Raw genomic sequence first — 11221 nt, 5'->3', positions numbered from 1 at the left:
CGCTGTTCCACTTTCGGCTCACGTCGGTCGCCACACTTTTGCCACGCTCATAACGTTGGAGCGTGGCGTCCCCATCGAGACCGTGAGCCGAATGTTGGGGCATGGCAGCATCAAAACCACGGAACGATATGCCCACGTCACCCCGAAGAAGCTCTTCGATGAGTTCGAGCGATTTCTCTCTTTCACCGAAGATTTACGACTCTCTTTGTGACATTCAAGAATATGCCCTGAAAAGCACCTAAGCTTTTCCAAGAAAGCGATAAAGCTTTTACCCGAAAGCTTAGGAGCTTTTGGAGGCAAAGTAATTACCATTCATACAGCACACGAAAAGATTATGCGCAGTACATTCAAAATCCTATTCTATATCAATAAGAGTAAAGTCAAAACAGACGGTACGACAGGCATCCTTTGTCGCATCACCATCGACGGAGCAAATGTTGTGATGAGCACGGGCGAAAGCATTGCTCCCCACGAGTGGAACCTGAAACGAGGTGAAACAACCGATAAGAAAACGAATCAACGCTTGCAAGCCTTTCGGGACGAAATCGAACAAGGGTACAACAACTTGCTCTATCGGTATGGGGCGGTGAGTGCGGAACTGCTGAAAAAACATTTGCAGGGTGTGGGAAAAGCTCCGACAACACTTTTGGCAATGAGTCGGGCAGAAGAGCAACGACAAAGCGAGGAAGTTGAAAAATCCAAGAGCGAAAGCACCTGTCGGCAAAATGGTTATTCGGACAGGCAGTTGAGAAACTTTGTGCGAAGTCGAGGCGAAGAAGATCTGCCTCTTACGGCCGTTACGACGGGGTTCTTTGATGATTATCGCTTCTATCTGAAGAGAGAGAATTATGCTCCTGCAACGATAAACAAACATCTCTGCTGGTTGAGCCGATTGATGTATCGAGCCGTCAGCCAAGGGACAATCCGTTTCAATCCGTTTGAGGGTGTGAAGTATGAGACAGTGGAGCGCAAACCTCGCTTCCTCTCCAAGGGCGATGTGGCGAAGCTGTTGGCTTTCCCATTGCAGGATGAAGGGGCAGAACTAAGCCGAAGAATGTTTCTTTTTGCCGTTTTTACGGGTTTGGCATTTGCTGACTTACAGAGCCTGCGAGTTTCACAAATAGAAACGAATAGCGAAGGAAAACGATATGTCCGCAAGGCGAGACAGAAAACAGAGGTTGAGAGCCTGATACCCCTGCATCCGATAGCGGAACAGATTCTTGAACTCTACTTGAAAGCAGACGACAGCAGCAATCACAAGATATTTCCCGACACGATGAGCAAAAACCAACTTATCGCCCACCTCAAATCCATAGGCTTGGCGTGTGGTATCCGCACTCCGCTGACTTGGCACGTCGCAAGACATAGCTTTGGCACACTGACCTTGGAAGCTGGTATCCCTATGGAGAGCATCGCCAAAATGATGGGACATTCATCCATTGCCAGCACGCAAATCTACGCGCAAATCACAGACCAAAAGATTGCAAGAGATATGGAGAGATTGATGCAACAATGAGGCTAAAAAACTTGTGTATAAAACGGGAACAAAATCACGTTAATACACTTGTTTTCTTTCACAAATCAGTATCTTTGTGAGTAAATCACATCAATGGAATACAGAAAAATGAACACCCTAAAGGATTTTTAATGAAGAAAATCTTCAGTAGACAATTATTGCCAAGTCTTAAAAAATCCTGCGCTTGCGTTGAATAGAAACTCTACGCATTCGCTCTAATAGGGAGCTTTTTATCTGGCAATCTATGATTCCAAAAAGCTGTGTGTAAGAACTACTTGTAGCATAAAAGATATGGATAAAAACATAATTCATAATAAACACGAGACACACTCTTCGGTAGAAGTAGTAGACTTGTTTTGTGGAATAGGAGGGCTGAGTTATGGGATGAAATCCAAGGGGTTTAGAATACTCAAGGGGTTTGACTTAGATGAGACTTGTCAGTATGCTTATGAGTCAAACAACGATGCTATATTTGTTTATAAGGATGTTAGGCGAGTGACAAAAGAAGATATTGCTCCCCTGTATTCAAAGGATGCTATTCGAGTATTAGCTGGCTGTGCGCCATGTCAACCTTTTTCTTCATATGCGTTTAAGAATAAAAACAAGGATCAAGAAAAGTACAATCTTCTTGATGAGTTTGGGCGTTTGGTAAAGGAGGTTCAGCCTGACATCGTAACGATGGAGAATGTCCCAGCAATTACTTCTTTTAAGCTAAAGTCTGTACTAGCTGATTTTGTTCAAACATTGAAGGAAGAAGGGTACTATGTTAATTATCAAGTAGTTTTTTGTCCGAGTTATGGGATTCCACAAACACGCAAACGCCTAGTCTTACTGGCCTCTAAGAAGGGAGAGATAAGATTAATCCCTCCTACGCATTCAGAGGATAATTACGTTACTGTATATGATGCTATAGGTAGCTTACCAGCTCTAAAGGCTGGGGAGTGTTCCCCTACGGATCCTTTGCATAGGTGTCGTGCACTATCAGAAATAAATATGCGACGAATACAAGCAACCTCCTATGGCGGTGGTTGGCAAGATTGGCCAGAAGAATTGCTTTTGTCTTGCCATAAGAAGAAGGAAGGTAAAAGTTTTGGGAGTGTTTATGGGCGAATGGTTTGGGAGAAGCCTGCCCCAACGATGACGACTCTGTGTACAGGCTTGGGTAATGGTCGTTTTGGGCACCCTGTTCAAAATAGAGCTATCTCCATCCGCGAGGCTGCGTTGTTTCAGACTTTTCCGTTCACGTATAAGTTTTTTCGGAGCGACCAAGAAATCTCTTTGACAAAAGCTTCTCGGTATATTGGTAATGCAGTGCCACCAAGATTGGGAGAGGTAATTGCTGAGAGTATTTGGCAGCACCTGGAAAAACACAAATAGAGAAGAGATGGAGAGTAACCAAACATTGAAATGGCGATTTGACATAAGTACTTTTCGACTCATAGGACGCGACTTGATAACAGATCGTGTTACTGCATTATTTGAACTCGTAAAAAACTGCTATGATGCCAATGCTCAGAGTGTTAAAGTTGTTTTTGAAAATGTTAGTATAGGAAAAGAAAATCCCATCATTCGGATTGAAGACGACGGATATGGGATGTCTTTTGAAGATGTAAGAGACAAGTGGATGGTAGTAGGTACTTCTAGCAAGAGATCTCAGCCATATTCCCCAGAACCCTATAATAGAAAGTGTGTTGGAGAAAAAGGTATTGGTCGTTTCGCCGTAGATAAGCTCGGAGATTATGTTTCTATCATAACAAAAAAGAGGGGTGAAAGTAGTTGGTTGCGGGTTGATATTGATTGGGCTGCTTATTATCAAGAGATGGAGCATGGGAGAGATATACGCTTGTTTACCGATATAGAAAACTCATATTCGTATATTAGTGCAGAGAACTTAGAGGAGTCAGGCACAAAACTTATCATTTCATCACTTAGAGAGCCTTGGACTGAAAGAGAAATCAAACACCTAATGCGAGAAATATCTAAAATGGTTTCTCCCTTTGCCAATCTAAACTATCCGTTAAAAGTACGTGTGCTGGCATCAGAGTTCAACATAGATGAAGAAGCCGTGAAGACTATGGAGGATTTTGCTCTAGCAACGACTTCTTTCAGTATAGGGATAGAGGCTGGCTTGCAACAGAGTATTTACTACGATGAAGAGAGTAAAACCTTTAAACATCGTTTAATCCCCCTGAAGTCTTTTGGAGGGGTAAAGATGGCTGTTTACTACTTTGATGATGCTGCTAGGCGACGGTATCGAAACTCTTTTCCAAATAGCGAGATTGATGGCTTCAAGGTCTATAGAGATGGTATTATAGCTACCCCCTTTGCAGAAACCAATGACGACCCAGACAAGAAGCGAGATGTCCTTGGCATTGATAAGCGACTTTGGCGTGATATATTCAACAGAGTTAGTACACGTGAGTTTCTCGGTACGATAGAGATAACATCAGAGGGCAACTCAAAGATTATAGATGCGACCAACCGTCAGGACTTTGTGGACAATGAGGAATATAGAGAATTCAAGGAGTTCATTATCATTCAACTAAGCGCTCTGCAGACTTACAAGGAGAAAGAGCGTGAAGCTAAGCGCAAAGATGTCTCTCAGGGCCTTCAGGCTGCATCGAAGGATATCGAACAACTCCAGTCTGCTGTCAATAATATTGTTTCTCAAAACCCAGAATTGAGGTCAGCAGTAGCCCCCCTTCTGAAGAAGGTAAAGGAAACGGGGAAAAGTGTGAAAGCCGCAATAAAAGAGCATAAAAAGGCATTAGAGGAGTTTGCCCGTAAAGAGAATATCTACATGAGCCTTATGTCTTTACAACAGTTTTCAATAACGGTAACTCATGCGGTTCGTACCATGCTGAATCAGATTCGAGACAGGATAGAGTTCTTTTACCGATACTATCCGGATCCTGATGAGGAGAAATTCTTTTTGCTTTATGCGAAAGAAATGTATGAGCGATTTAAAATCCTTAATCGTGTTATAGATTACTTGCTCAGTTACACTCAATCAAACATCCAGCCTGAGGAATTTGACCTAAAAGAAGCTTTTGAGGAGATCGTGGGTAACTATGATGATATTTTCGCGCGTGAAGAAATTTCGCTACAAACACACTTTCCAAACAACTTGACCTTAAACGGCAACCGTCAGTTTTTTAGGGATATTTTACAAAATCTACTAGATAACTCTATAAAGGCAATGGTAGACTCTGCGCAAAAGGTTATTCGTTGCTCATACGAGGCAAAAGATGAGATGTTAGAAATTCTTGTTTCAGATACAGGGAAGGGGATACCACCAGAAAGTAGAGAGCAGGTTTTTGAACTCTACTTTACCACCACAGAAGCACAGGGGGGGGGAGGTATTGGACTATATATTGTTAAGACTCGCGTGGAAGCTCTTCGTGGAACTGTCTCTGTAGTTGACAGCGAATTTGGCGAGATCGGAACGACAATAAGAATAATTATCCCATTCAAAAAGTAGTTAAAAATGTGTTTTAGAGTTGTTTTTATAGATGATAATCTATCTGAGACAGAACCGTTTGTTCGGAATATAAGCAAGCACTACAAGGACGCAGATTGCTCTGGTGTATTTAAAAATCCTGACGAAGGATTGAAGTATGTCCTAGACAACTTGAGCGAAAGAATGATTGTCTTTATTGACTGGAACTTCGGTGCTAATCAGAAAAAAGGTATTGAACTGCTACGCGAGATTAGAAGTCAGACCTCATTGCTCTATGTCGTCATGATGTCAGCGAATCAAATAGAGGGCAATATTCCTTCAGAATCTATTATTGAGATGATCAATGACGACAATATCTTCTACTTAGATCGGAGCAATAGTGGCTTTAAGACGGTAGAAAATATTATTGACAAAATTCAACGAGCTTGGAGTACAAAGTTCGACTGTATTCTGGAGCAATGGCTAATTCGTCATCCTGAGGATAATGACAAAGAGGCCTTCACCTCTGATAGAGTTTACACTTGGAACGAAGTCCTCCCAGAATTGCGTCGTCAGTCTGATGTTGGTAAGTCCTTCGAAAAGCTCTTGAACGAGTACTATATTCATTTATTCAGCCACTCAAAAAAATAAAATATATGAGTGGAATCTTGATTGCATACGATAATGATAATCAGACTGAGCTTCATGATCTCTTCGAAGCATGTGCCGACGATGCAAAACAAGCGTGTGTAGATAATGGCCTATATTACGAATCTGTATGCCCTCCCAGCTTGACAGAAGAAAATGTCATCGGAGTTATGCCAAACCATCAATTATGCTTTATAGCTTCACATGGAGATTATGATGGGATATATAACGAGAGTAAGCAGGAGGTAATTTCTATTCGTACTACAAATTATAACTTTGACGGGAAAGGACTTTATAGTATTGCTTGTTCTTGTGCTAAAAATCTTCGCCCTCATCTTCTAGGGCTTGGTTTACAATTCTTCGTTGGATACAATGAGTTATTTACGACTAAAGGAGATCTTGAACCTTTCGTTATTAGTGCAATGTCTGGTCTAAAAAGTGTTCTTTCCGGAGACAATATTGAGACTGCTAAAGAAAAGATGCTCGCAAGTTTCGATGAACAAATAGCAATTCTGGACACAAAAGATCGTTGGGGCGCTGCCTATTTGCTCAGAAATAAGGAGGCTCTTGTTTTTGAGGGGGATGGAACTCTTGTGTTATCATCCTTATAGAATAAAATAAGATGTATCAAGCTAAGAGGAGACTTGATGCAGGGCAACCGCATCAAAATATAGGTGATTGATTATCAATACTAGTTTTGAGTGGATTATCTCTCTTTCGATGCAATTTGTAAATATAATCATCTGAAAAAAATAACAACTTGTGTTTTGGGGGAATTTTGATGCGGTTGCCTTGAACTTGATGTGGATTAGTATGTAAATCATAAAAATATAAAGACAAGAGGGCGTTCCGATGCTGTTTTGAGAGTATTGAGGAATATTTGTTTTATTGCTGCCCGCTAAACTTTAGATTGGGGCAGAATGCTCTCTCAAGCCTATTAAATAGTCGTTTTAGGCAACCTTTTAGATGACAGCACAGCCCTATATCTTCCTTTTTAGGTGCTTTTATCGGATGCCGGCAGATTTCATTGAATGTAGGCTTACTTCTAAAGAGCGATACTTTCAATCGTATATACTCATGGATTGAATGCCATTCGAAATGAGATGAAATAGTTTTAGCGGACAGCAATGGGTAGTCATTTATCCTTTGTAGTTCTCTTGCAGTAGTTGATTGATATCGGAGAGTTGATAGAGTATTTTCCCTGCAATTTGGGTGTAGGGGATAATACCCTTGTCTCGATAGTCTTGCAAGGTGCGGGGACTGACGAAAAGATGTTCGCAGACTTCTCGCCCTGTGAGATAGATTTCTCCTCCGAAAAGCGGACGATGTGTCTCAGCAACCTCTTTCAGCCGCTTTGTCATCTCTCTGATGCCCGAAATGAGCTCTTTCATTTCGGGCGTTTCTCTGTTTACAATCTCGTGTTCCATAGTTACTGTTTCTTGTGATTAGACTTTGCGAGAAGAGCCTCCACATCCTCTCGCTTGTAGTAGCACTTGTGCCCGATTTGGATAAAGGGCAATACAGAAGTATCCCGATAGTGCTGGAGCGTTCGTTTACTGATATTCAGGATGCGACAGACATCTCCGTTGTGCAACAGGTCGGGGACTTCGGGCTTCGTGCCGAAATGTTCTCTCATGCAAAGAGCCAGTTCTTCGATGCTCTTTTTTAGTTCCTCCCAAGCGGAGGTATCAATAGCGGTAAATCTCATATCGGAATGCTGTTTTTGTTACTCTGTTTTTGTCTTTTGATGCAAATGTAGGAAGCCTCTCCATTCGTTCTTTCAGTCAGGGATAACCGAGGAAACAGAGGGAACTCGCAGGCAAATATAGAGGCGCATACCCTCACAGAAAAGGCTTTCGGCTAAGTGCGTACTTGTGGCCTTGATAAGGTATGAAATGGCTTCCTATCCGATAAAAAAACGCAACTCCTTTCTCTTCCGATGCAAAAGGGTGCAGAAGTATGAAGCCCGATGCTGTCGCTTGAGAGCAGTCTCTCTTTGTCCGATTCGTTTTTGAGGTGTTTTTGTCCTGATTCCCGCTCTATTTCCTTCTCTTTTTCGGAGCATTGTATAGCACCCGAAAGCAACAAACTCGCAAAGCTTGTCTTCTCATTCTCGGCTCTCTAACTTGGTTTCAGTATCCGTTTTCGGGTGAAAGTTCAAAATCAAGAAAAAAGAGGCAATGGGAACAATGAAAGGAAAAAGCCATCGGCAACAAAACGAAAACAGTTCACTCTTCTTCTTTCACTGTAAGAATATATATACAGTGAAAGGGAAAAGTGGAGAAATCTCTTTTTGTTCATCGAAGGGCAAACAGACTCACCCCTTCCGACCTCCGTGAGAGCACGCTTTTTCTCCTTTCACCGTTCTCTACACCTCTCTCATCATTTCATCCTATCGACTTATGAAACCAAGATATTACGATATTCAAACCATCAAGCAGCAGCCTATATCAGCTTACCTGAAATCCTGTGGTATTGCTCCTGCCAAAGAATACACGCACTATGCCCTTTATCATGCCCCCTATCGAAATGACCACAATGCCAGCCTGAAAGTGGACTTTCGGCAAAACCTCTGGCACGACTACGGAATAGGTAAGGGCGGGAGCATCATCGACCTTGTGATGTTGATGAGAGGATGCAGTGCCTACGAAGCCATGGCGCATCTTGCCGATGAAGAGTTGTCTGACCAACAAAAGCGTGCCCATTCCGCCTTTCATCGTTCAACACCTTCCCAAACGAGCAATTCTCCATCAAATACAAGGCATATTCTCTCCATCGGTGAAGAACTGCCCCCGCATTTGAAAAATTATCTCCACGGGGTACGCAAGATAGACCTTGCCGTGGCAAGCCCTTATCTCCGCCATATTCGTTACACCATCGGAGGACGAGAGTATGTTGCTATCGGCTTTCCCAATCGTTCGGGAGGTTATGAGCTTCGAGATAATGGGAATTTCAAAGGGAGTATCGCTCCGAAAGATATTTCTCTGATTAACGGAGAATCCGATGGAACGCCTTGTCTTTTCGAGGGCTTTATCGACTTTCTCTCCCTTCTCTCGATGAAGGGAAAAGAAATCGCTCCTTGTCTTATCCTGAACTCGGTAAGCAATCTGCACAAAGCCGTGGCTTGCCTCCAAGAAGAGCAAATCTTCTCGGTCAAAGCCTTCTTCGACAACGATGAAGCAGGGCGACAAGCTCTTCGTGCACTTCGTGCCACAGGCGTCGAGGTGGAGGATATGAGCAGATGTCTCTATCCACATCATAAAGACCTCAATGAGTATCACGTAGCTCAAAGGAAGCAACAACAAGAAGTACAACAAGTAAAGCCCGCCATTGCAAAACGTAGAATCAGATAAGCCATGAAAGAAGGATTTGATTTATCCCACTATTTGAACGTAGGGAAAGAAACTCAAGAGAAGCAGTCGCAGCAATCCCAAGCATCCGAGCCTGCCAAGCTCTCTTCAACATCTGAGCAAACACTGCCTTCAGAGTCTCTGAATGAAGAGAAAGACAAACTGAAAGCAGAGCAATCCGAACAAGAGAAGCCACAAGCGATACCAAGCATTCAGAGACGTATCAGCCACAAGCAACGTAAAGAGAGCTTGGATAGCTATCGGGAAACCTTTCTCGTTCCCCATAAAATCATTGACAGAAAGGCAACCTATCTCAGCTGCTCCACATGGGAACGCTTGGAGTTCATTGTCCGTCGATTGGGTGATTATGGAGCCAATGTTTCAAGTTTCTTAGAGTGCATTGCTCTCCAACACTTGGAAGAGTACGGAGACGACATAGAACACTGGCGCAAACTCTAATCTCGGCATTCCGAGCCATCAGTAACGAAATGAACAATCGGCATTCTCAGAAGGGAAAGAAGGAAGAGATGAAAGCCAATCGTATCAGTTACAAAGAGTATTCATCGGTAGTAGTGCAAGACGTCAGTTTGTAGCCACAAACTGCTCTTGCCTCCTCACTCGTTGGTTCGGGAGGGGAGCCGTAATCACTTCGTTCTCATCGGCAGGGATGCCTTAATAAGCAAGTTAAGATGAAACCAAAAACAGATAAAGAGAGAAGAAACAAGGGAAATAATAAGACCAGCATTCTTCGGATACGTTGTTCTGAAGAGGAACAACGAAAGATACAAAAGCGTGCAGAGCAATCGGGAAAGAAACTATCCGAATTCTCTCGTGAGATGCTTCTGACGGGAGAGGTAATTGCCATCCCGAAGTTGGAGGCAAACGAACAGGAAGCTGTTCGGATTTTGCAACGCATCTCCCATTTCTTTACCCATATCTCCAACCTCATTAAGACGAAGGATGCCTCGTGGGTAGTCATGACCAAGAATCTTTCGCTCGTCTCGTTGGAGGCTTTTAAGCGGTTTTATAATCCTCGCCATCGAGTTGTAGACGAGGTGTATGACATCTTAAAGATAGAGCGCAATGATCGCTAAGTGCAAAGCCATAGCACATGGTAAGGTAGCCTTGGAGTATATTTTCAGGGAGGCAAAACTCAAGAACAGGCTCTTATTTCAAGAGCTTTGTTCGGACACACCACGAGGGATATACGAAGAGATGTGTTTATTGAGTGATTACAATAGTCGTTGTCGCAATAAGTTCCTTAGAATTGAAATCGGCATTGCTCCCGCAGATGAGGCAAAGATGAACGCTGTGAAGCTCCGATATCTGGTGTCTGAATTTATACAAATCATGGGATTGGAAAGGCATCAAGTTGTTGCCGTTACGCACAAGGATACGGACAATCTGCACATTCATATCATCGCCAATCGAATCAGTATGGATAGAGTTGTCTATGATACGACCTTTGTGAGCAATCGGGCAGCACGAGTGGCAGAAGAGTTGAGTCGCAAGCACGGTCTAATCATTGCCAATGAGATACGGGCAGAGAAACGGTATCAAAAGCCGATAGCTCACCAAACACGCGAAGCAACCAAAGAGAGACTCCGTTCAATGGCTTACGGACTGTTGGGAAAGTATGCAAATGGCGGACTGAATGGCTACGCTTCCTTTCGATATGAATTGAGACAACAAGGAGTAGCCGTGGAACAGATGATGAACAAGAAAGGGGGAATCTATGGTCTGAAATTTCTTTTTGAGGGGCAGACCTTCAAGGCTTCGGAAATAGGACGAGAGTTCGGATACAACTCGCTATTGAAACAATTCGGGCTCTCCTATGCCACTCCCTACCACTCTTCAGTTCCGATTTATCAGCCGAAGGAGGTTTTTCAGGAAGAAACGCTACAGCCAGTACCAAGCCTTGAACCAAGCCTTGTTGAGAGCGTAGTGGATGTTGTTGCCGAAGGGATTGCATCGGGTGTTGGCGGTGTACTGGACTTCCAAGTCCATGGAGAGGATTATGCCGAAACCGCCTTTCAGCGGAGACTGCGCCACGAAGCCAACAAGAGAAAGAAACGGGGACGAAGGATGTAGAAACAGCCACTTCCTTTCCCGAAAAGAAAATCATGACGGAACGCTCACTTTTGCTCGCAAATCAATATCTTTGCAAGGGATAATAGTGAGCGTTCTTTGTTAGTACAAACACGAGCAACCAAAAGCATCTCGCTCATTTCCAAATCGTTACCTGTCCACCATCGTCCTGTTGGTAAC

The 11221-nt window shown here is 43.2% G+C and carries 12 protein-coding genes; 10 read left to right on the top strand and 2 right to left on the bottom strand.

Annotated elements, in window-relative coordinates:
* The 6 genes from B5D06_RS08650 to B5D06_RS08625 form a co-directional block, all read left to right on the top strand.
* On the top strand, positions 1-211 hold a 211-nt coding region (locus B5D06_RS08650; RefSeq protein ID WP_159442711.1), incomplete at its 5' end, for a tyrosine-type recombinase/integrase.
* A 123-nt stretch (positions 212-334) separates the two neighbouring features.
* Entirely contained in the window at positions 335-1516 is a 1182-nt protein-coding gene (locus B5D06_RS08645; protein WP_078737584.1) for a site-specific integrase, read from the top strand.
* Between the two features lie 291 nt (positions 1517-1807).
* Positions 1808-2893: a DNA cytosine methyltransferase gene (locus B5D06_RS08640; RefSeq protein ID WP_078737583.1), complete on the top strand. Its 1086-nt coding sequence runs from the start codon at positions 1808-1810 to the stop codon at positions 2891-2893.
* Between the two features lie 7 nt (positions 2894-2900).
* Positions 2901-4997, top strand: coding sequence for a sensor histidine kinase (locus tag B5D06_RS08635; protein WP_078737582.1), 2097 nt, complete (start codon positions 2901-2903; stop codon positions 4995-4997).
* 162 nt (positions 4998-5159) lie between these two features.
* The gene (locus tag B5D06_RS08630) at positions 5160-5606 is read left to right on the top strand and encodes a response regulator (RefSeq protein WP_234989586.1); all 447 of its coding nucleotides are present in this window, start codon (positions 5160-5162) and stop codon (positions 5604-5606) included.
* A 5-nt stretch (positions 5607-5611) separates the two neighbouring features.
* Entirely contained in the window at positions 5612-6214 is a 603-nt protein-coding gene (locus tag B5D06_RS08625; protein WP_078737580.1) for a hypothetical protein, read from the top strand.
* 528 nt (positions 6215-6742) lie between these two features.
* Here B5D06_RS08625 and B5D06_RS08620 read toward each other — a convergent pair.
* Positions 6743-7030, bottom strand: a complete 288-nt coding sequence (locus tag B5D06_RS08620) for a helix-turn-helix domain-containing protein (protein ID WP_078737579.1) — start codon at positions 7028-7030, stop codon at positions 6743-6745.
* Positions 7031-7032: 2 nt separating this feature from the next.
* The gene (locus B5D06_RS08615; protein WP_025843248.1) at positions 7033-7311 is read right to left on the bottom strand and encodes a helix-turn-helix domain-containing protein; all 279 of its coding nucleotides are present in this window, start codon (positions 7309-7311) and stop codon (positions 7033-7035) included.
* A gap of 694 nt (positions 7312-8005) precedes the next feature.
* Between B5D06_RS08615 and B5D06_RS08610 the strand changes: the two genes are divergently transcribed.
* The 4 genes from B5D06_RS08610 to B5D06_RS08595 all read left to right on the top strand — a co-directional run bounded on the left by B5D06_RS08610 (position 8006) and on the right by B5D06_RS08595 (position 11044).
* Entirely contained in the window at positions 8006-8956 is a 951-nt protein-coding gene (locus B5D06_RS08610) for a toprim domain-containing protein (protein WP_078737578.1), read from the top strand.
* A 3-nt stretch (positions 8957-8959) separates the two neighbouring features.
* Positions 8960-9412: a DUF3408 domain-containing protein gene (locus B5D06_RS08605; protein WP_078737577.1), complete on the top strand. Its 453-nt coding sequence runs from the start codon at positions 8960-8962 to the stop codon at positions 9410-9412.
* Between the two features lie 230 nt (positions 9413-9642).
* Positions 9643-10047 (top strand): plasmid mobilization protein, encoded by a 405-nt coding sequence (locus B5D06_RS08600; protein ID WP_078737576.1) that lies wholly within the window; start codon positions 9643-9645, stop codon positions 10045-10047.
* Entirely contained in the window at positions 10037-11044 is a 1008-nt protein-coding gene (locus B5D06_RS08595) for a relaxase/mobilization nuclease domain-containing protein (RefSeq protein ID WP_078737575.1), read from the top strand. Before B5D06_RS08600 ends, B5D06_RS08595 begins: the two co-directional genes overlap by 11 nt.
* Positions 11045-11221: the final 177 nt, after the last annotated feature.

Source organism: Porphyromonas circumdentaria, from assembly GCF_900167105.1.
Taxonomy (GTDB): domain Bacteria; phylum Bacteroidota; class Bacteroidia; order Bacteroidales; family Porphyromonadaceae; genus Porphyromonas; species Porphyromonas circumdentaria.
The sequence above is the reverse complement of the archived record's forward strand: the minus strand, read 5'-3'. Positions and strand labels throughout refer to the sequence as shown.